The organism is Agromyces sp. P2_B3, assembly GCF_056404815.1.
On record NZ_JBFUDH010000015.1, the window covers coordinates 17,481 to 37,950 of the forward strand.

The window sequence follows — 20,470 nt, forward strand, 5'->3', positions numbered from 1 at the left end:
GTAGGCTGAGGCCCCACCCGCGACGAAGGGGACGCACTTGGAAGAGCGAGAGATCTACAAGGGCCTGGCCGGCGTGCCGGTCGACTACACGGCGGTCTCGAAGGTCAACCCCGAGACCAACTCGCTGCTGTACCGCGGCTACCCGGTGCAGGAGCTCGCGGCATCCGGCACCTTCGAGGAGGTCGCCTACCTGCTCTGGTACGGCGAGCTCCCCGACGACCGCCAGCTCGCCGAGTTCGAGGAGCGCGAGCGCTCGCACCGCGGCCTCGACCACGAGGTCAAGCGCATCATCGACGAGCTGCCCCTCACCGCGCACCCGATGGACGTCGTGCGCACCGCCGTCAGCGTGATCGGCGCGAGCGATCCCGAGACGCCCGACGACTCGCCCGAGGCCAACCTCGACAAGGCGATCCGGCTCTTCGCGAAGCTCCCGTCGATCGTCACCTACGACCAGCGCCGCCGCCACGAGCTCGAGTTCGTCGAGCCGCGCGACGACCTCGGGTACTCCGCGAACTTCCTCTGGCAGGCGTTCGGCGAGGCGCCGGAGCTCGCGGTGGTGACGGCGTTCGACGTGTCGATGATCCTCTACGCCGAGCACTCGTTCAACGCCTCCACCTTCACCGCGCGCGTCATCACGTCGACCCTCGCCGACCTCTACTCCGCGGTCGTCGGCGCCATCGGCGCGCTCAAGGGCCCCTTGCACGGCGGCGCCAACGAGGCGGTCATGCACGCGTTCGACGAGATCGGCATGGGCGAGGGCAGCGCAGAGCGCGCCATCGCCTGGCTCGACGACGCGCTCGCGAACAAGCGCAAGATCATGGGCTTCGGCCACCGCGTCTACAAGAACGGCGACTCGCGCGTGCCGACCATGCGCGACGCGCTCGAGCGCATCGTCGAGCACTACGACCGCCCCGACGTCCTCGCCCTCTACGTGGCCCTCGAGACGGCCATGGGCGAGCGCAAGAACATCAAGCCGAACCTCGACTACCCCTCGGCGCCCGTCTACCACCTCATGGGCTGGGACACCGCGACCTTCACGCCCCTCTTCGTCGCCAGCCGGGTCACCGGGTGGACGGCGCACATCATGGAGCAGGCCGCGTCGAACGCGCTCATCCGCCCGCTGTCGGTGTACGACGGTCCCGACGAGCGGCACGTGCCCGCCAAGGGCTGAACGGATCGCACAACGGCAGCTCGCGGCATCCGCCCGCCCGCTGTGGCGACCCGCCAAGGTGGAGGTTCCGTGCGCGGATCCGGCCTACAGTCGTGGACTATGCACATGTTCTTCCGCACGCTGCTGCACGTGCTGTTCCTGTCCCGTCGGAAGCCCGACCTCGGTCACTACGACGTCGCGCGCACGAACTTCATCACGCTGCCGACCGACCTCGACATCAACCGGCACATGAACAACGGCGTGTACTTCTCGATCATGGATGTCGCGCGCTTCGACATGCTCGTGCGCAACGGCGTGTGGGGGGCGTTCCGCGCGAAGGGCTGGTACCCCGTCGTCGCGAGCGAGACGATCACGTTCCGCAAGTCGCTGAGCCTCTGGCAGCGGTTCACGATCGAGTCGAAGCTCGTCGGCTACGACGACAAGGCCGTCTACATGGAGCAGCGCTTCGTGCGTCCGGGTCCCGACGGCGAGGCCGAGGTCTACGCGCAGGGGTTCATCCGGGCGCGCTTCCTGCGCAAGACGGGCGGCACCGTGCCGGTGGCCGAGCTCATCGCCGAGTTCGGCGCGATCGAGGGTCAGGGAATTCCCGAGTGGATCGAACGGTGGGGCGCGGATGTCGCACTGCCGGCGACGAAGGCCAAGGCCCCGTCGCTCTGGTGAACTAGGAGCGTGCCTTCGCGGGCACGACCACTTCCTTGATGATGAGGAGGATGCCGGCCGCCACCGGGATCGCGACGAGCGCGCCGGGCAGGCCGGCGAGCGTACCGCCGGCGAGCGCCGCGATCAGCACGATCGATCCGGGCACCTGCACGGCCTTCGACATGACCTTGGGCGTGAGGATGTACGCCTCGACCTGCATGTAGACGAGCATCGCGACGAGCACGATGAGGGCCGAGAGCGGCGACACGAACAGCGCGAGCACGGTCATGACGATCGTGGTCAGCACGGTGCCGATGAGCGGGATGAGGGTGATGAAGAATGCCGCCACCGCGATGACGAGGGCGAACGGCACCTGCGCGATGACCAGCACGATGAGGCTGAACGTGGCGTTGAAGAACGCGAGGATCACCATGCCGCTGAGGTAGCGGCCGACGTTCTGCATGATGCGCTCGGCGTAGCCCACGACCCGCTCACGATGCGACGCCGAGATGAGCGTGTAGATCGCCGTCTTCGAGGAGTCGAGCGTGGCGGTGAAGTAGATCGTCAGGATGAAGATGAAGAACCCGGTCGAGATGCCGCCCACGATCGCGAGGCCGACGTTGAGCGCGCCGCCGCCGACGGTCGCCCAGGTCTTCGGGTCGCTGATCAGCCCGACGAACCAGGTGTAGACCGAGGCGAGCACGCCGCCCGAGCCCGACGACGCCTCCTTGAACCAGTCCTGTGCCCGCAGGTCGGCGAGCATCGACGGGATCTGGTCGATGAAGGTGGCGGCCTGGCCGACGACGAGCGGCACCACGATCCACAGCATGCCGGCGATCACGAGGATGAAGAGGATGATCACGGTCAGAATCGCGCCGCCGCGCTTCATCCCGTGTCGCTGGAACCACCGCACGAGCGGGTCGAGCCCGAGCGTGATGAAGGTCGCCGCGAACACCGAGAAGAGCACGCCCGAGAGGTTCAGCAGCGTCCACGCGAGGGCGAGCCCGAGCAGCACCCCGATCGTGGCGATGAACGCCCAGACCAGCGGGCGATTCGCCATCATGTTCGCGGCGCGCTCCCGGCCGGTGGGGCCCGTGCTCTGGTCGCGGGCGCGCCGCTCGATGCTCTTCACGGCGTCAGTCTAGGGGCGCGGATGCCGCGGGCCGCCGAAGCGCGCACGAGCGCCGTCGCGGCATCCGCAGGCCGTCGTCGCGGCATCCGATCGCCGTCGGCTCGCCCTCGTCCGCGCGAGGCCGCGCTCAGCCGTGCGTCTCGGCCGGGACGTGCAGCCCCTTGTAGTGATCGGCGAACGCCGGGTAGTACGTCTCCCAGTCGGGCAGGGGCCGGCCGGCCTTGGCGGCCATGAGCCGGTCGAGGTAGTAGTCCCAGCCGGGGCCCATCGTCGCGGCATCCGCGGTGTTGGGAAGCCGCTGGCCGAAGGTGAGCGTCGTCATGCCGGCGGCCTCGCGGAGGTGCGCGAAGACGCGGATGCCGGTCGGGGCGGGCCCCGAGTCGGCGAGGAAGCGGTGCGGCGGGGCGCACTCGAGGATGCTCACGTTCTGCCACTCGGCGCCGTCGCCCTCGAAGGTCATCTGGAAGCGGACGCCGCCGGTCTCGGGCCGCCCGGTGTAGGTGCCGATCCACGCACGCATGGCGTTGGGATTGGTGAGGGCGTACCAGACCTCCTCGATGGGAGCGTGGAAGAGGCGGTCGAACTGGAGGTAGAGCCCGTCGGGCTTCAACGTGTAGTGGCCGGTCGGTTTCGCGGTCATGGCGCCCCCTGCTCGTCGTGGATCTCAGGCTAAACCCGGCGTGCGGCAAACCACTAGAGTTGCGCCATGGGATCAAGTGGGGGCGCCAAGCGCAAGCCGAATCATCCGTCGGGCGGGCAGTCGTCGAGCACGCGTCAGGCGACGACGACCGCGCAGCATGAGGAGGGCCTGAACATCACCGAGGGCAAGTCGGGCCTCTGGGGCTTCCTCGCCGGTGTCTTCGTCTTCGCGCTGATCGCCGTGCCGCTGTCGGCCTCGTTCGCGTTCGCGACGCATCCCAGCACCCAGCAGCTCTTCGCCGGCCGCCTCGACGAGATGTCACCGGGCGGCTACATCGCGTTCTGGTGGGTCGTCACGATCTTCCTCGTGGCGCTGCCGTTCCTGGTGGGCTACGCCATCGCCCGGCTCTCGGGCCGCTCGGTCGCGATCGTCGGCGGCATCATCGCACTGTTCGTCATCGCGATCCTCGTCATGGGGCAGATGTTCATCTTCTGATCGCCCCTCCGGCCGACTTCCCTGACCCGCCTGCGCTCTGCGCCGGCGGGTCAGTCCGTCTCGGCCTCGAGCACGGCCATGGCGGCGTTGTGTCCGCCGATGCCGCTGACGGCGCCGCCGCGCACGGCGCCCGAGCCGCAGAGCAGGATGCGCGGATGCCCCGTCGCCACGCCCCATCGCTCGGCCGGCGTGGTGAGCGGCGCGCCGTCCTCGGCCCACGGCCACGACAGCGGTCCGTGGAAGATGTTGCCGCCGGGCATGCGGAGCGCCTCCTCGAGGTCGAGGGTGGTCTTCGTCTCGATGCAGGGGCGGCCGGCGGCATCCGTCGCGATCACGTCGGCGATCGGCTCGGCGAGCACCGAGTCGAGCGAGGCGAGCACGGCGGCCTGCAGGCGATCGCGCAGCTCGTCGTTGGAGAACCGCTCGAGCAGCCGATGCGGCACGTGCAGGCCGAACACGGTGAGGGTGTGGGCGCCCGACGCCGCGAGCTCGGGTGACAGGATCGAGGGGTCGCTCAGCGTGTGGCAGTAGACCTCGCAGGGGAGGGGCGAGGGGATGCCGCCGCGCGACGCCGTGGCGAAGGCCGAGTCGAGCTGCGACTCGAGCTCGTTGATGTGGAACGTGCCCGCGAACGCGGCCTCGGGCGCGACCTCGGGGTCACGGAGGCGGGGCAGCCGGGTCAGCAGGAGGTTGACCTTGACCTGCGCGCCCTCGGGCTCGGCGAGGCGGCGCAGCCGCTCCCGCACGACGGGCGGCACCGGCAGCGGGTCGTTCGGGCGGAACGCCGGCTGGTCGCGGGGGGCGATCGTGGCGGCGCGCGCTGCGTCGGCGGCGGCGGCCTCCGAGCGGCGCGCCGCGGCATCCGTCGCCCCCGCAGCGAGCAGGCGATCGAGCACGACGGGCGCGACGTTGGCGAGGAGCACCTCGGCCTCGACGACGTGCTCGGCGCCGTCGAGCGAGTAGCGGACCCGGCCGTCGGGCTCGACCGCGAGCACCTCGGCGCCGGTCACGAGCTCCGCGCCGGCCGCACGGGCTGCCCGGGCCAGCTCGCCCGTGACCGTGCCCATGCCGCCGATCGGCACGTCCCAGTCACCCGTGCCGCCGCCGATGACGTGGTACAGGAAGCACCGGTTGGCGTCGAGCGACGGGTCGTCGAGGTCGGTGAACGTGCCGATGAGGCCGTCGGTCGCGACGACGCCGCGCACGAGATCGCTCGAGAACCGCTCGTCGATGGCGCGGCCGAGGGGCTGCTCGATCAGGGCCTGCCAGGCGTGGTCGTCGCCGACCAGTTCGCGGGCCTCGGCGCGGGTGAGCAGCGGCTCGGTGAGCGTCGGGAAGAGGCGTTCGGCGATCCGGCCGGTCTGGCCGTAGAAGGCGTTCCACGCGTCGCCATCGGCTGCGGCGCCGACTCGGGCGAACGCGGCAGCGGATGCCTCGGGCGTCGCCTCGCGGTCGACGAGCAGGCCGCGCGACGGCTCGGCCGGATCGGGCGTGTACGAGGAGTAGCGGCGCCGCACGAGCCGGACGTCGAGGCCGAGGTCGTCGATGATGCGCTGCGGCAGCAGGCTCACGAGGTAGGAGTAGCGGGAGAGCCGTGCGTCGACCCCGTCGAACGCCTGCGCCGACACGGCGGCGCCGCCGAGGTGGTCGTCGCGCTCGAGGAGCAGCACGGAGCGTCCGGCGCGGGCGAGGTAGGCGGCGGCGGTGAGGCCGTTGTGTCCGCCGCCGAGGATCACGACGTCGTGGGGCATCCCACGAGCGTACGTGATGGCGCGAAGGCGAGCGGATGCGGCATCCGCTCGCCCTTCGGCCGATCGAGTGGGCGATGTTGGCGGCACCTTCGCGGAGAACCAGCCAACATCGCCCACTCGTGCAACTCGACGCGGGTGCCCGGCGCGGCTGCCCCGGGCGCGGCCCCAGCGCGCGCCCGGGTCAGGCGGCCCGGCGCATCGCCCGCACGCCGAGTCCGAGGCCGACCGCGCAGGTTGCGACCGCGGCGATCACTGCGCCGAGCACGGCCGGGGCGCCGAAGTCGCCGGCGAGGAGCGCCCGCTCGCCGGCGACGAGGTAGCTGAGCGGGTTGACCGCGGCGGCGACCTTCATCCAGTCTGGGCCGTCGTCGAGCGGCAGCAGCATGCCCGACAGGATCATCAGCGGGAAGAGCAGCGTCTGGTGCACCATCCAGAACATCCAGTCGCGGTTGCGGCAGGCGAGGGCGAGCCGGTAGCTGAGGGCGCCGAAGCCGACGCCGAAGACGGCGAGCACGACGAGGCCCGCGACGAGGCCCGGCACGTCGAGCGAGAAGCCGAACGGCACCGCGACGAGCACCACGATGGTGCCCTGGATCACGAGCGGCACGACCTCCTTGAGGGCCCGGCCGACGAGCAGGGCGCTCCGCGACAGCGGCGCGACCAGGGTGCGCTCGTGCGAGCCTGTCTGCATCTCGAACAACAGGTTCGCACCGGTCGACGCCGTGCCGAACAGCGCGACCATGACGAGGATGCCCGGCACGAACCACTGCAGCGTGCCGGCGACGTCACCGCCCGACGCGCCGATGAGCAGCGGCCCGAACAGCCCGAGGAACACGAGCGGCTGCACGAGCGAGAAGATCACGCTGAAGGGGTCGCGCACGAGTGGCCGCGATTCGCGCGCGAACACCGTGGCGGTGTCGTGCACGAAGCCGGTCGGGCGAGCGGATGCCGCGGGGCGGCCGTTCTCGGTGGCGACGGTGGATGCGGCGGGGCTGATGGTGTTCATGAGCGGTTCCTTTCGGATCTGAGTTGAGTGCGCGCCGAAAAGCAGGAACATCTGCGCGACGTGCCGGCTGCGCCGGGGGTTCCGGATGTCGCAACGGCGTGTCTTCCTACATTTCGGTGGGTGGTGCTGGGGTCAGGCGGCGGCGGCGGCGGGCTCGGCGGATGCGGCGGCGGGCTCGGCGGATGCGGCGGCGGGCGCCGCGGCGGCGGCCTCCTCGCGGAGGCTCCGGCCCGTGAGCGCGAGGAACACGTCGTCGAGCGTGGGCTGGCGGTGGGTGGCGGCGACGACCTCGAGGCCGGCATCGGCGAGCTCCCGGATCCAACGGGGGAGTGCCCGGTCGCCGTCCGAGACCGTCGCCGTCACGACCGTGCGATCGGTCCCGGCCGTGCCGTCGACCGACCCGCCGATCCGCGCGGCGGCGGCCGCGGCATCCGTCGCCGAGGCGAAGGCGAGCGTCACCCGGTCGCCGGCGAGCGACTCCTTGAGCGCCCACGCCGTGTCGTCGGCGATGACCGCGCCGTGGTCCATGACCATGACGCGCTCGGCGAGCTGGTCGGCCTCGTCGAGGTAGTGCGTGGTGAGGAAGATCGTGGTGCCCGTCGTGCGACGGAGGTCGACGATGTGCTCCCAGAGGTTGGCCCGGCTGTGCGGGTCGAGCCCCGTCGACGGCTCGTCGAGGAAGAGCAGTTCGGGGCGGTGGATGAGGCCGAGGGCGATGTCGAGTCGGCGCTTCTGGCCGCCCGAGAGCGACTGGACCTGCCGGTTCGCCACCTGGCCGAGCTCGAGGGACTCCACGAGTTCGGCGGCGCGGGCGCGGCTCTCACGGCGACCGAGCCCGTAGAACGCGCCCTGCGCGTGCAGCTCGTCGCGCACCCGCTGCGTGTGCCCGCCCGAACTGCCCTGGCCGACGTAGCCGATGCGGCGGCGCACGCCGGCGGGGTCGCGGCGGATGTCGCAGCCGGCGACCGTGGCCTCGCCCGCGGTCGGCGGGAGCAGCGTCGTGAGCATGCGAAGCGTCGTCGACTTTCCGGCGCCGTTCGGGCCGAGGAAGGCGACGAGCTCTCCGGCTCCGACGGAGAGGTCGACGGAGCGGACGGCCTCGACGACCTGCCCCTTGGAGCGGAACGTCTTCGTGAGGCCTCGGGCGGTGATCATCTCGTTCGTTCGGTTGTGGTTCGTCATGAGGCCAGTCTTCCGAGATATCCGGTCACTTTCTGTCCGCATGAAAGCCATACTTGGAACATGGCCGCCACCACCTCGAGGACGCTCGAACTCCTCTCCCTGCTGCAGAGCCACCGGCACTGGCCGGCCCAGGAACTCGTGGACCGCCTCGGCGTCTCGGACCGCACGCTGCGGCGCGACGTGGAGCGCCTGCGCGAGCTGGGCTACGGCATCGAGTCGATGCGGGGGAGCGCGGGCGGCTACCGTCTGGAGGCCGGCACCGGGTTGCCGCCACTGCTCCTCACCGACGACGAGGGCGTCGCGATCGCCGTCGGCCTGCGCTCGCAGGCGACGGCCGGGCTGCGCGGGGCCGAGCACACCACGCTCAGCGCGCTGGCGAAGATCGAGCAGGTGCTGCCGCCCGCCCTGCGCCGACGCATCGACGCGCTGCAGTCGCACGCCACCGTGGGCGCGGGCACGCGCGAGTCATCCGGCCGCCCGGCGCCCGAGATCGACACCGAGCTGCTCGGGCTGCTCGCGCTCGGGTGCCGTGACTCCGAGCGACTGCGATTCAACTACACGGATGCCGCGGGCGAGTCGACCTCGCGCGTCGTCGAGCCCTACCGGCTCGTGCCCGTGGCCCGGCGCTGGTACCTGCTCGCGTGGGATCGCCAGCGCGAGGACTGGCGCACCTTCCGGCTCGACCGCATCAGCGACGTGTTCCAGACGAGGGTGCGGTTCGAGCCGCGGCCGATGACCGACGAGGCGGCGCGCCGGCGGGTGGAGACCGCCCTGCGGTACCGCGACCGCAGCGTGCGTGCGCGCGTGATCGTCGACCTGCCGCGAGCAGAGCTGATGGAGCACCTCGGGCCGTATGGCCGCGACGTGGTGGCCGACGGTCCCGCCCGGTGCGTCTGGCCGCTCGAGGCGGAGGGGCCCCAGGCCCTCGCGATGGCGCTCGTCTGGCTGCCGCCGGGGGCGGGCTATCGCGTGGAGGGGCCGCCCGACCTGCTCGACTTCCTCACGGCGCACAGCGCCCGGCTCGTCGCCGCGGTCGAACCGACCGCCTGAGCCCCCATCGGGGTTGCGGATGCCGGTGATGCGGCGTTCCCTTGGCGCATGGATATCGCATTCGTGGCCGGCTTCGGCCCCATCGGCACCGCCGACTCCTCGTCGGCCGACTTCTGGCGCGGCGCGCTCGGCATCCCGTTCAGCGAGGACGAGGGGTACTTCCACACCGAGGAGTTGCCGGGCGTCAACGCGTTCGCGATCTGGCCGCTCAGCCAGGCGGCCCAGGCCACGTTCGGCACGACCGAGTGGCCGACCGATCGTCCCGTGCCGCAGGCGTGGATCGAGTTCGACGTCGAGACGCCTGCGGCCGTCGGCGAGGCGGTCGAGGAACTGCGGTCGAGCGGGCACGAGATCCTCATCGGCGCGCACGAGGAGCCGTGGGGGCAGACGACCTCGCGCCTCCTGAGCCCCGAGGGCCTCCTCGTGGGCGTGAGCTACACGCCCTGGATGCACGAGCCGGCAGAGGTGGGCAATGCCGTGCTCGGCTACGACCCGGAGGTCGATGCGTTCGGCGCCGGAGGGCCGGGACCGGTGTAGCCCGCGCCGCGGCGGGCCGGCCAGGCCTACCCGTCGGCGCGTTCGAGGGTGCCGACCTTGCGGCCGGCCGGGCCGTACACGGTCATCGTCGACCCGTCCACCTTCGCGGTGTCGAGCCCGGCGAGCCACGTGTCGACGTCGGCGCACATCATCATGGTGGACGCCACGTTCGAGAACGTCACCGTGTCGCCCTCCTGCGTCCACCCGCCGTTGAGCTGGTTGCAGCCGTCGGTGCCGGTGAGCGTGCCGTCCTTCGCGAGCACGAGCGACGGCTGCGTGGAGTCGTCCACATCGCCCCACTCGCCCACGGCGCTCTCGCTGCTCGAGCCCTTGGCGCTCGCCGAGGCCGAGGCGCTCGCGCTGCCGCCGCCCGCGGCGACGACCCCGGCGCAGCCGGACAGCGCGAGCGCCGCCGCGAGGAGGATGGTTCCGGCCAGGGTGGTGGTGCGCAGCATCCGTCGCATGCGGCACATCGTACGCCCGGGGCGCTCAGCGTCCCGCGGGAATCGCCGACGCGCGGGCGGCACGGGCGAGGGCGTCGCGACAGGCCACGACGCCGGGCCGTTCGGCGGCGGCGAGCCTCGTCGAGCTGAAGACCTCGCGCTCGGGATGTCCCGGCAGGTCGACGAGCTCGACGCTCGGCGCCTCACCCGCCCAGACGAGGTCGGGCAGCAGCCCGACGGCGTTGCCCGATCTGATGAGCCGGATGTGCGCCATGAGGTCGGCCGTCTCGAAGCGCACGTCGGGCTCGAAGCCCGCCTCCCGGCAGAGCTGCTCGGCCCATTCGCGCGACGCCGTGCCCTGGGGCTCGAGCACCCACGGGAGGCGCGCCGCCGCTTCGAGCGCCGTGCCCGCGGCATCCGCTGACCTGGTGGACGCGTCGGCGGGAATCGACCCGCTCATTTCCGGCGTGCGCGTCCAGGAGGTGCGTCCGCGAGCGGACGACGGATGCGGCGGCAGGGCGAGCCGGATCGCGTCGGAGGCGAGGTGCACCCGATCGAGGTCGTCGCGGTGCGCACGCGTGTGACCCGGGTACTGCTCGGCGATGACCAGGTCGAAGTCGCGCGCCGAGACCTCGAAGAGACCGGCGTCGGGCTCGCGCTCGGTGACCTCCACCCGCAGCGCGGGATGCTCGGCGCGGAGGAGGGTGAGCGCCTGCGGCACCATGGCGTGCGCGGCGGACTGGAACACGGCGATGCGCACCGTGCCGCCGACGGCGGTGAGCGAGCGCGCGACATCCGCCTCGGCCTCCTCCAGCCGGTCGAGCACGGCCCGGGCGTGGCCGACGAGCAGCTGGGCCTGCGGGGTCAGCTGCACGCGCCGGCCGACCTGCTCGAGCAGCGGCACGCCGGCCTCCTTCTCGAGCTGGCTGAGCTGCTGCGAGACCGACGAGGGGCTGTACGAGAGGGCGTCGGCCACGGCGGCCAGGGTGCCGCGCTGGCTGAGCTCCACGAGCAGTCGCAGCCGTCGAACGTCGAGCATGCCTTGGGCCTCCGTCTCCTCAGAAATCATTCGGCTTTACCGAATAGTATCCGTCAGATTCATTCGCTGTACTGAACGGATGCCGCGTCGCATACTGAACGCGACAGGCGCGCGCACCCGCCCGGCGCGCCCGAAGCAAAGGACACTAGCCTCGTGACCATGTCGAACGCCGCCACGGATCTGACGCCGAGCACCGACCACGTCGTCGCCCTCGTACGCCGCTGGCTCACCGAGAGCGCCGACCACCCCGTCGATCCCGCCGCCGAGCGGCTGGCCGGCGTGCTGAAGGACCCCAACGGACTCGCCTTCACCGTCGGCTTCGTCGACGGCGTGATGCGCCCCGAAGACCTGGGCGTCGCCGGCCGCAACCTCGAGCACGTCGCGAAGCTCACCCCGAAGTTCCTGCCGTGGTACCTGCGCGGCGCCGTGCGCCTCGGCGGCTTCGTCGCGCCCGCGTTCCCGTGGCTCGTCATCCCCATCGCCCGCCGCGTGCTGCGCGCCATGGTCGGGCACCTCGTGCTCGACGCGACCCCGGCCAAGCTCGGCCCGGCGATCGCGAAGCTCCGCGAATCGGGCAACCGCCTGAACCTCAACCTCCTCGGCGAGGCCGTGCTCGGCGAGGACGAGGCCGACCGTCGCCTGCGCGGCACCTACGAGTTCCTCGCCCGCGACGACGTCGACTACGTGTCGATCAAGGTGTCGAGCGTCGTCAGCCAGCTCTCGATGTGGTCGTTCGACGAGGCCGTCGCCAAGGTCGTCGCCAAGCTCACCCCGCTCTACGAGCTGGCCGCCAAGAGTGCGACTCCGAAGTTCATCAACCTCGACATGGAGGAGTACCGCGACCTCGACCTGACGATCGCGGTGTTCACCACCCTGCTCGACCAGCCGCAGTTGCGCGGCCTCGAGGCCGGCATCGTGCTGCAGACCTACCTGCCCGACGCGCTCGGGGCGATGCAGGAGCTCACCGCGTGGGCCACCGCCCGCCGCCAGGCCGGTGGCGCGCCGATCAAGGTGCGCGTCGTGAAGGGCGCCAACCTCGCCATGGAGCACGTCGACGCGGCGATCCACGACTGGCCCGTCGCCACCTATGCGACCAAGCAGGACTCCGACACCAACTACAAGCGCGTGCTGCACTGGTCCATGACGCCCGAGCACACCGACGCGGTGAAGCTCGGCATCGCCGGCCACAACCTCTTCGACGTCGCGCACGCGTGGCTCACCGCCCGCGAGCGGCACGTCGAGTCGCGCGTCGAGTTCGAGATGCTCCTCGGCATGGCCACCGGCCAGGCGGAGGCGGTGCGCCGCGACGTCGGCAACCTCCTCCTCTACACGCCCGTCGTGAACCCCAGCGAGTTCGACGTGGCGATCGCCTACCTGATCCGCCGCCTCGAGGAGAACGCGAGCCAGGACAACTTCATGTCCGCCGTGTTCGAGCTCGCGAACGACCGCGGCCTGTTCCAGCGCGAGCAGGACCGCTACCTCCGCTCGCTCGCCGCGCTCGAGGCGGACGACGGCCGCACGCCCGCGCCGAACCGCACCCAGAACCGACGTACCGAGTGGACCGACGAGGCGCTCGCGGCGGCCATGGCGGTTCCGGATGCCCCGGCGCCCGGTACCGAGCACGAGGACGCGTCGCTCACCAGCACCGTGCTCGAGATCACGCGGGGCTCGGGCGGGCTCGATCTCGTCGCGCCGACGGATGCCGCGGCATCCGCTGCCCAGGCGACGCCCGCCGGACCCGGGGTCACCCCCGGCTTCCGCAACGAGCCCGACACCGACCCCGCCCTCGCCGCCAACCGCGAGTGGGGCCGCCGCATCCTGGCGCGGGTGCCCGAGTCGCGCCTCGGCCTCGACACCATCGCCGGCGCGCGCATCGACGACGGGGCCGCGCTCGAGCGCGTCATCCAGACCGCCGCCGACCGCGGCCGTGCGTGGGGGGAGCTGCCCGGCGCCGAGCGCGCCGCCGTGCTACACCGCGCGGGCATCGCGCTCGCCGCGAACCGGGACCGCCTCATCGAGGTCATGGCGGCCGAGACGGGCAAGACGATCGCCGAGGCCGACCCCGAGATCAGCGAGGCCATCGACTTCGCCCACTACTACGCCGAGCGGGCCCGCGAGCTCGACCACGTGCAGGGCGCCGTGTTCGTGCCGCCGAAGCTCACCGTGGTCACCCCGCCGTGGAATTTCCCCGTGGCCATTCCCGCGGGCGGCGTGCTCGCCGCGCTCGCCGCCGGCTCGGGCGTCGTCATCAAGCCCGCGAAGCTCGCCCAGCGCTCGGGTGCAGTCATGGTCGAGGCGCTGTGGGAGGCGGGCGTGCCCCGCGACCTGCTCGCCCTCGTCGACATCGGCGAACGCGAGCTCGGGCGGCAGCTCGTCGCCCACCCCGCGGTCGACCGCGTGATCCTGACGGGCGCGTACGAGACCGCGCAGCTGTTCCGCTCGTTCCGCCCCGACCTGCCGCTGCTCGCCGAGACCAGCGGCAAGAACGCGATCATCGTGACGCCTTCGGCCGACCTCGACCTCGCGGCATCCGACGTCGTGAAGAGCGCGTTCGGCCACGCCGGCCAGAAGTGCTCGGCCGCGTCGCTCGTGATCCTGGTCGGGTCGGTGGCCAAGTCGGAGCGGTTCCGCCGCCAGCTCGTCGACGCCGCGACCTCGCTGCGCGTCGGCTACCCCGAGCACCCGCAGAGCCAGATGGGACCGATCATCGAGCCCGCGAACGGCAAGCTGCTGCACGCGCTCACCCAGCTCGGCATCGGTGAGGAATGGCTCGTCGAGCCGAAGCAGCTCGACGCCACGGGCCGCCTCTGGTCGCCGGGCATCCGCGCTGACGTCGCCCCAGGCTCGTACTTCCACCTGACCGAGTTCTTCGGCCCGGTGCTCGGCGTCATGCACGCGAAGGACCTCGACGAGGCCATCCGCCTGCAGAACGCCGTCGACTACGGCCTCACCGCGGGCCTGCACTCGCTCGACTCCGACGAGGTCGCCACCTGGCTCGACAAGGTCGAGGCCGGCAACCTCTACGTCAACCGCGGCATCACCGGCGCCATCGTGCAGCGCCAGCCCTTCGGCGGCTGGAAGCGCTCGGCCGTCGGCGCCGGGGCGAAGGCGGGCGGACCGAACTACCTGTTCGGCCTCGGCGAGTGGATGCCCGAGCACGGCGCCTCCTCGACCACCCTGCACCTGCGCGGCCTCGAGAAGCGGGTCTCGGAGCTCATCGAGGCGTCGCAGTCGGCGCTCGACTACGAGTCGTTCGACCTGCTTCGCCGCTCGGCCCTCTCGGACGAGGTCGCCTGGGCCGAGGAGTACGGCGCGGTGAAGGACGTCTCGGGCGTCGGCGTCGAGCGGAACCTGTTCCGCTACCGCCCGCTACCCGTCGCCGTGCGCATCGGCGAGGCGGCGACCCTCGGCGAGGGGCTGCGCGTCATCGCCGCGGGCCTGCTCGCCAAGGCGCCGCTCACCGTGTCGACCGCGGTCGAGCTGCCGAAGGCCGTGCGCACCATCCTCGGGTCCCGCGACATCCGCGTCGTCCGCGAGGGCGACGGCGAATGGCTCGCCGGCGTCGGGAAGCAGGGCGTCGGGGCATCCCGGGTGCGCCTCGTGGGCGGTGACGCGTCAGCGCTCGCACGGGCGCTCGGCGGCACTCCGGATGTCGCGGTGTGGTCGCATCCCGTGACGCCGTCGGGCCGGGTCGAGCTGCTGCCGTTCCTGCACGAGCAGGCGATCTCGATCACGAACCACCGGTTCGGCAACCCGACGACGATCTCCGACGGCGTGATCTAGCAGGCGGTCCACCGCGCCGGAATCCCCGGGTCGCGCCGGAATCCACGATGAACGGGAATCTGCCGCGAATCGGGGATTCCGCTGCGCGTGGTGCGCCGCTCGGGTCAGCGCCCGCGGTTGAGGCGGCGCACCGGCCGCGGGGCGCGGCCCCCGAGGAACGACTCGCCGGGCGAGACGAGGAACCCGTTGCGGAGCGCCTCGCGCCCGATGAGCATGCGGAAGCCCATCTCGTCGCGGTTGGTGAGCGTGATCTCGGCGCTCATCATGCGGCCGTGCAGCGTCACGTCCATGAGCACGACGACGCGCTCCTCGGTGTGACCCGACGAGCTGCGCACCGTTCGACGGTCGTGCACGGGGCACTCGACGACCACGGCGTCCTCGTCGCTGTCCTGCCACGGCCGCACGCCGAAGCGCACCGCATCGGCGCCGTCGTCGCGCCGGAACTCCTCGACGTCGAACGCGTGCAGCGACGAGGTGCGCGCACCGGTGTCGATCTTGGCCTTGATCCAGGGGACGCCCGCGCCGGGCAGGGTCACCCATTCGCGCCATCCGACGATGGTGCTTGAATAGGGGGGCTCTGTCACTCGACCATCTTCTCAGGGGCTCAACGATGAAACTTGCGATCCTCTCGCGCGCCCCGCAGGCGTACTCCACGCAGCGGCTGCGCACCGCCGCCCAGCAGCGCGGCCACGACGTGAAGGTGCTCAACACGCTGCGTTTCGGCATCGACCTGTCGGGCACCGAGCCCGACCTGCAATACCGCGGCCGGCGGCTGAGCGACTACGACGCCATCCTGCCGCGCATCGGCAACTCGATCACCTACTTCGGCACCGCCGTGGTGCGCCAGTTCGAGCAGATGGACGTCTATACGCCCAACACCGCGAACGGCATCACCAACGCGCGCGACAAGCTCCGCGCCAACCAGATCCTCTCGCGGCACAACATCGGCATGCCCGCGACCGCCTTCGTGCGCAACCGCGCCGACGTGCGCCCTGCGATCGAGCAGGTCGGCGGCGCGCCCGTCGTCATCAAGCTGCTCGAGGGCACGCAGGGCATCGGCGTCATCCTGGCGCCCGAGGTGAAGGTCGCCGAGGCCATCATCGAGACCCTGCACTCCACGAAGCAGAACGTGTTGATCCAGCGATTCATCAAGGAGAGCCGTGGCCGCGACATCCGTGCCCTCGTGGTCGGCGACCGCGTCGTCGCGGCCATGCGGCGGGTGGCCAGCGGCGATGAGTTCCGCTCGAACGTGCACCGCGGCGGCACCGTCGAGCCGGTCGAGCTCGCGCCCGAGTACGAGCAGGCGGCGGTGCGCTCGGCGCAGATCATGGGACTGAAGGTGGCGGGCGTCGACATGCTCGAGGGCAACGAGGGGCCGCTCGTCATGGAGGTCAACTCGTCGCCGGGCCTGCAGGGCATCGAGACGGCCACCAAGCTCGACGTGGCGGGCGCCATCATCGACTACATCGCGAACCAGGTGGCGTTCCCCGAGATCGACGTGCGCCAGCGGCTCACCGTCTCGACCGGGTACGGCGTCGCCGAGCTCCTCGTGCACGGCAACGCCGACCTCGTCGGCACGACCCTCGGCGAGTCGGGCCTGTGGGAGCGCGACATCACGGTGCTCACGCTCCACCGCGGCACGACCGTCATCCCCAACCCGCGCAAGGGCGTGGTGCTCGAGGGCGAGGACCGGCTGCTCTGCTTCGGGCGCCTCGAGGAGATGCGCTCGATGATCCCCGAACGGCGCCGACGTCGCGCGAAGGTGCGCAAGCTTCCGAAGGAGCCGATCCCCGAGGCGAGCTGACGGCTCGGGCGAGCGGATGCCGCGAACGAGCGGACGCCGCGGGCGAGCGCAGCGGAGCCGAGCGGATGCCGCGTGCCCGCGCCCGTCGTCGAGCGGCCGCTGCGCGAGGTAACGTCGTGCGGTGCGCATCGCGATCGTCGGGGGAGTGCTGCTGGCGGTCGGGGCCGTGGCGGCGCTCGCCGGCGTGCTCACGCCCGAGGCGATCGCCGAGCTCGCCGCGCGCGTGCTGCCGATCCTCGGGTTCGTGGTGGCGGTCACCGTCGTGGCGGAGCTCGCCGCCGAGGCCGGCCTCTTCCGGGTGATCGCCGAGCGGCTCGCGTCGCTCGCCAGGGGTCATGCGATCGTGCTCTGGCTGCTCGTGCTGGTGCTCGCGACGGCCTCGACGATCTTCCTCTCGCTCGACACCACGGCCGTGCTGCTCACACCGGTCGTCGTGGCGCTCGCGGCGCACGCGCGCATCTCGCCGATCCCGTTCGCGCTCACCACGGTGTGGATCGCGAACACGGGCTCCCTGCTGCTGCCCGTCTCGAACCTGACGAACCTGCTCGCCGCGGAGCAGCTCGACCTGCATCCGGTGCAGTTCGCCGCGCTGGCCGCCGCGCCCGCGGCGGTGGCGACCGCCGTCACCGCCGTCGTCATCTTCGCGACGCGGCCGCGACAACTGCTCGCCCGGTTCGAGCCAGAGACGGCGAGCCCACCCGACGACCGCGTGCTCTTCTGGGTCGCCGTGGCCACGCTCGCGCTGCTCGTGCCGCTGCTCGTCTCGGGTGTCGAGGTCTGGATCCCCGCGACCGTCGCCGCCGTCGTGCTCGTGATCGCGTTCGCCCTGCGGCGCCCGTCGGTGCTGCGGTTCCAGCTCGTGCCCTGGCAGCTCGTGGTGTTCGCGTCGGGACTCTTCCTCGCGGTCGAGGCGCTGCACGCGGTTCGAGCGACCGACGTGCTCGCCGTCATCGCGGGCACGGGGGATTCGCCGCTCGACCTGCTGCGCCTCGCGGGCGCGGGCGCGGTGTCGGCGAACCTCGCGAACAACCTGCCGGCCTACCTGGCGCTCGAGCCGTTCGCCGATGACCCCGTGCGGCTGATGGCGTTGCTCATCGGGGTGAACGCCGGGGCCATCATCACCCCTTGGGGCTCGCTCGCGACGCTGCTCTGGCATTCGCGCCTGGTGTCGACCGGCGTCGAGATCTCGTGGCCGAAGTTCATGCTGCTGGGACTCGTCGCCGCACCGCTGGTCGTCGTGTCGGCGACGCTCGCGCTCGCCGCGACAGCTTGAACCGGCCGCGCGTCAGCGCTCGGCGCGGAGGGCCGTCGTGACGAGCGCGATCGCCTCGCCCTCGCCGAGGCCGAGGTGCTGCACCCGATCGGCGTAGGCCATGGCAGCGAGCTGCGCCTCGCGCGTCGCGGGGTCGCCCGTCGCTGAGACGAACGTGCCCGCGCGGCCCCGGCCCTCGAGCACGTGGTCGTCCTCGAGGGCGCGGTAGGCCTTCGCCACGGTGTTCACGGCGAGGTCGAGCTCCGCCGCGAGGGCGCGAACGGTCGGCATCCGCGCGCCGGGTGCGAGGGACCCGTCGGAGACCGCGTCGACGACCTGGCGGCGCAGCTGCTCGAAGGGCGGGGCGGATGCGGCGGGGTCGATCGACAGCTTCATGCGCGCTGCTCCGCGCCCGCGGCATCCGTCATCGTCAGTCCCGGTTGCGGTTCACGAGGCGCGACAGCACGATCGCGCTGCGCGTGTGGTCGACGTTGGGGGCGATGCGCACGCGTTCGAGGGCGTCTTCGAGGGAGGTGATGTCGCGGGCGCGCATGTGCACGATCGCGTCGGCGCTGCCCGTGACCGTGCCGGCGTAGACCACCTCGGGCACTCCCTGGAGGATGCGCTGCAGTTCGTCGGGTGCGACCGTGCCGCGGCAGAACAGCTCGACGTAGGCCTCGGTGCTCATGCCGTCGACGGTCGGATCGACCTGGATGGTGAACGACCGGATGACGCCGTCGGCGACGAGGCGGTCGACCCGCCGCTTGACCGCTGAGGCGGAGAGCCCCACGGAGGACCCGATGTCGCCGTAGCCCGCTCGCGCGTTCTGGCGGAGCAGGTCGAGGATGGCGCGATCGAGGTTGTCCATGCCGGGAGTCTACGCTGATTCGTTGCGTTGTCACAGTGGTGGACGCAGGTTTCCTGCGTGCGGGGCAACGCTTTCCATGCGCTGCCTAGGCTCGATGCATGACCTCTGCTTCTCCCGTTCGCCTCGGACTCCAGCTGCAACCCCAGCACGCCCACTATCCCGCCATGCGCGACGCGGTGCTTCGCGCCGAGGACCTCGGCGTCGATATCGTCTTCAACTGGGACCACTTCTTCCCGCTCACCGGCGACCGCGACGGGCTGCACTTCGAGGCCTGGACCATGCTCGGCGCGTGGGCCGAGCAGACCGAGCGCATGGAGTTCGGCACGCTCGTGAGCTGCAACTCCTACCGGAACGCCGACCTGCAGGCCGACATGGCCCGTACGCTCGACCACATCAGCGCGAAGGGCGGCGAGGGCCGGTTCATCTTCGGCACCGGGTCGGGCTGGTTCGAGCGCGACTACGACGAGTACGGCTACGACTTCGGCACCCCCGGCACGCGCCTGAACGCGCTCGCCGCTGCGCTGCCCCGCATCGAGGAGCGGTGGACGAAGCTGAACCCGCCGCCCACCCGCAAGATCCCCGTGATGATCGGCGGCAAGGGCGAGCAGAAGACCCTGAAGATCGTGGCCCGGCACGCCGACATCTGGCACTCGTTCGTGTCGCCCGCCGACCTGCCGCACAAGCTGAGCGTGCTCGCGCAGTGGGGCGAGGAGGTCGGGCGCGACGTGTCGGAGATCACCGTGTCGAACGAGCTCACCCGCGGCCGGGTCGACGTCGAGTACGCCGACGCCCTGTACGACGCCGGCGTGCGCCTCTTCACGCTCGGCCTCAGCGGGCCCGATTACGACTTCTCGACCGTGCCGGAGTGGCTCGCCTGGCGCGACGCCAAGAACGGCTAGCGGATGCCGCTACTGCGGCTCCTGGATGTAGCCGAGCAGCCCGACGCGCACTGAGCCGTCGGGGTACCAGATCACGGCAGTCGAGGTGGCATCAACGCCGCTCACGGCGACCCGGAGCCCCTCGGGAGGGAAACGGCCATCATCCGTGCATGCGCCGTTGAAGCCGGGGTCGGGTGTCGGAACGAGCAGGCAGAGATCGTCGCCGTCGCGTGCGGCGAAGATCTCGACCCCGTCAAGCCCGACGAAGAGCAGCCGGGTCTCGACCGGGCCCGCTCCGAAGTCGATGGGACCGCCTTGGCCGTCGAGCTCGGGGACGTCCGCCGGCGTGGCCGGCCGGGCGAAGACCTCCGCGGCGGAGGTCTCGAGCGCGACCGGCTTCGCGGCGAGCACGTCGGCCTGCAGCAACGGCTCGGGGTTCACCGTCGGTGCGGTGACGGGAACACCCGTCTCGGCGCTTCCCGTGAGCCGGTCGAGCTGAGTGCCGGCGACCACGCCGAGCACGAGGGCTGCCGCGCCGACGATGACGCCGACGCGCACCGCCATGCGCCGGCCGGCCGCGTCAGCGGTGGCGTCGGCCGGTTCATCGCCGGATGCCGCAGCGCCCACGCTCTCGTCGGGCCGCGGATCCGCGTCCGCTCCGCCGACCTCCGCACTCGCGGCCTCGAACTCGGCCTCGCGCAGTGTCCGCAGTTCGTCGGCGGCGCGCCGGCGTTCCTCCTCGGTCGACCCGGCACCGAACGCGATGCGCTCCAGCCGTGCGATGTCGTCGACCTGCATCG

Annotated in this window: 20 protein-coding genes; 9 read left to right on the forward strand and 11 right to left on the reverse strand. The window is 71.7% G+C overall.

All coding sequences use genetic code 11. The features are described from left to right. Positions 1-37 precede the first annotated feature (37 nt). Together AC1DZA_RS16795 and AC1DZA_RS16800 are read left to right on the forward strand one after the other, a co-directional pair. Entirely contained in the window at positions 38-1,171 is a 1,134-nt protein-coding gene (locus AC1DZA_RS16795; RefSeq protein WP_476773600.1) for a bifunctional 2-methylcitrate synthase/citrate synthase, read from the forward strand. 105 nt (positions 1,172-1,276) lie between these two features. Beyond that, positions 1,277-1,831, forward strand: a complete 555-nt coding sequence (locus AC1DZA_RS16800; protein ID WP_476773601.1) for an acyl-CoA thioesterase — start codon at positions 1,277-1,279, stop codon at positions 1,829-1,831. Position 1,832: 1 nt separating this feature from the next. On the opposite strand, the gene AC1DZA_RS16805 is transcribed toward AC1DZA_RS16800, so the two are convergent. Further along, complete coding sequence (locus AC1DZA_RS16805; RefSeq protein WP_476773602.1) at positions 1,833-2,942, reverse strand: AI-2E family transporter; 1,110 nt, start codon at positions 2,940-2,942, stop codon at positions 1,833-1,835. A gap of 127 nt (positions 2,943-3,069) precedes the next feature. Beyond that, complete coding sequence (locus AC1DZA_RS16810) at positions 3,070-3,582, reverse strand: SRPBCC domain-containing protein (RefSeq protein ID WP_476762461.1); 513 nt, start codon at positions 3,580-3,582, stop codon at positions 3,070-3,072. Between the two features lie 66 nt (positions 3,583-3,648). Between AC1DZA_RS16810 and AC1DZA_RS16815 the strand changes: the two genes are divergently transcribed. After that, on the forward strand, positions 3,649-4,077 hold the full coding sequence (locus AC1DZA_RS16815) for a hypothetical protein (protein ID WP_476762460.1): 429 nt from the start codon (positions 3,649-3,651) through the stop codon (positions 4,075-4,077). A 50-nt stretch (positions 4,078-4,127) separates the two neighbouring features. On the opposite strand, the gene AC1DZA_RS16820 is transcribed toward AC1DZA_RS16815, so the two are convergent. The 3 genes from AC1DZA_RS16820 to AC1DZA_RS16830 form a co-directional block, all read right to left on the reverse strand. Then, positions 4,128-5,828, reverse strand: a complete 1,701-nt coding sequence (locus AC1DZA_RS16820) for a phytoene desaturase family protein (RefSeq protein WP_476773603.1) — start codon at positions 5,826-5,828, stop codon at positions 4,128-4,130. Between the two features lie 181 nt (positions 5,829-6,009). Continuing rightward, positions 6,010-6,834, reverse strand: a complete 825-nt coding sequence (locus AC1DZA_RS16825; protein ID WP_476773604.1) for an ABC transporter permease — start codon at positions 6,832-6,834, stop codon at positions 6,010-6,012. Between the two features lie 132 nt (positions 6,835-6,966). Continuing rightward, the gene (locus tag AC1DZA_RS16830) at positions 6,967-8,016 is read right to left on the reverse strand and encodes an ATP-binding cassette domain-containing protein (RefSeq protein WP_476773605.1); all 1,050 of its coding nucleotides are present in this window, start codon (positions 8,014-8,016) and stop codon (positions 6,967-6,969) included. 60 nt (positions 8,017-8,076) lie between these two features. Here AC1DZA_RS16830 and AC1DZA_RS16835 point away from each other — a divergent pair, with 60 nt between their 5' ends. After that, entirely contained in the window at positions 8,077-9,066 is a 990-nt protein-coding gene (locus tag AC1DZA_RS16835; protein WP_476773606.1) for a helix-turn-helix transcriptional regulator, read from the forward strand. Between the two features lie 48 nt (positions 9,067-9,114). After that, positions 9,115-9,603 (forward strand): VOC family protein, encoded by a 489-nt coding sequence (locus AC1DZA_RS16840; RefSeq protein ID WP_476763392.1) that lies wholly within the window; start codon positions 9,115-9,117, stop codon positions 9,601-9,603. A 26-nt stretch (positions 9,604-9,629) separates the two neighbouring features. On the opposite strand, the gene AC1DZA_RS16845 is transcribed toward AC1DZA_RS16840, so the two are convergent. Both AC1DZA_RS16845 and AC1DZA_RS16850 read right to left on the reverse strand, forming a co-directional pair. Further along, positions 9,630-10,067, reverse strand: coding sequence for an META domain-containing protein (locus AC1DZA_RS16845; RefSeq protein ID WP_476773607.1), 438 nt, complete (start codon positions 10,065-10,067; stop codon positions 9,630-9,632). A 25-nt stretch (positions 10,068-10,092) separates the two neighbouring features. Beyond that, positions 10,093-11,085, reverse strand: coding sequence for a LysR family transcriptional regulator (locus AC1DZA_RS16850; protein WP_476773608.1), 993 nt, complete (start codon positions 11,083-11,085; stop codon positions 10,093-10,095). 159 nt (positions 11,086-11,244) lie between these two features. Here AC1DZA_RS16850 and AC1DZA_RS16855 point away from each other — a divergent pair, with 159 nt between their 5' ends. Further along, entirely contained in the window at positions 11,245-14,868 is a 3,624-nt protein-coding gene (locus AC1DZA_RS16855) for a proline dehydrogenase family protein (protein ID WP_476773609.1), read from the forward strand. Positions 14,869-14,972: 104 nt separating this feature from the next. Here AC1DZA_RS16855 and AC1DZA_RS16860 read toward each other — a convergent pair whose 3' ends face one another. Further along, the gene (locus tag AC1DZA_RS16860; RefSeq protein ID WP_309975278.1) at positions 14,973-15,452 is read right to left on the reverse strand and encodes an ATP-dependent zinc protease family protein; all 480 of its coding nucleotides are present in this window, start codon (positions 15,450-15,452) and stop codon (positions 14,973-14,975) included. 26 nt (positions 15,453-15,478) lie between these two features. Here AC1DZA_RS16860 and AC1DZA_RS16865 point away from each other — a divergent pair, with 26 nt between their 5' ends. Both AC1DZA_RS16865 and AC1DZA_RS16870 read left to right on the forward strand, forming a co-directional pair. Further along, positions 15,479-16,672, forward strand: a complete 1,194-nt coding sequence (locus tag AC1DZA_RS16865) for a RimK family alpha-L-glutamate ligase (protein ID WP_476763606.1) — start codon at positions 15,479-15,481, stop codon at positions 16,670-16,672. 121 nt (positions 16,673-16,793) lie between these two features. Further along, entirely contained in the window at positions 16,794-17,945 is a 1,152-nt protein-coding gene (locus AC1DZA_RS16870; protein ID WP_476773610.1) for an SLC13 family permease, read from the forward strand. A gap of 12 nt (positions 17,946-17,957) precedes the next feature. Here the strand turns inward: AC1DZA_RS16870 and AC1DZA_RS16875 are convergent, their stop codons facing one another. Together AC1DZA_RS16875 and AC1DZA_RS16880 are read right to left on the reverse strand one after the other, a co-directional pair. Next, a complete protein-coding gene (locus AC1DZA_RS16875; protein ID WP_476773611.1) occupies positions 17,958-18,320 on the reverse strand; it encodes a GntR family transcriptional regulator in 363 nt (120 codons plus the stop codon). Between the two features lie 34 nt (positions 18,321-18,354). Beyond that, positions 18,355-18,792, reverse strand: a complete 438-nt coding sequence (locus AC1DZA_RS16880) for an Lrp/AsnC family transcriptional regulator (protein ID WP_148732865.1) — start codon at positions 18,790-18,792, stop codon at positions 18,355-18,357. Between the two features lie 98 nt (positions 18,793-18,890). On the opposite strand from AC1DZA_RS16880, the gene AC1DZA_RS16885 reads away from it, so the two are divergent. After that, positions 18,891-19,691, forward strand: a complete 801-nt coding sequence (locus tag AC1DZA_RS16885; RefSeq protein WP_476773612.1) for an LLM class F420-dependent oxidoreductase — start codon at positions 18,891-18,893, stop codon at positions 19,689-19,691. A gap of 9 nt (positions 19,692-19,700) precedes the next feature. On the opposite strand, the gene AC1DZA_RS16890 is transcribed toward AC1DZA_RS16885, so the two are convergent. Further along, complete coding sequence (locus tag AC1DZA_RS16890) at positions 19,701-20,468, reverse strand: hypothetical protein (protein ID WP_476773613.1); 768 nt, start codon at positions 20,466-20,468, stop codon at positions 19,701-19,703. Positions 20,469-20,470: the final 2 nt, after the last annotated feature.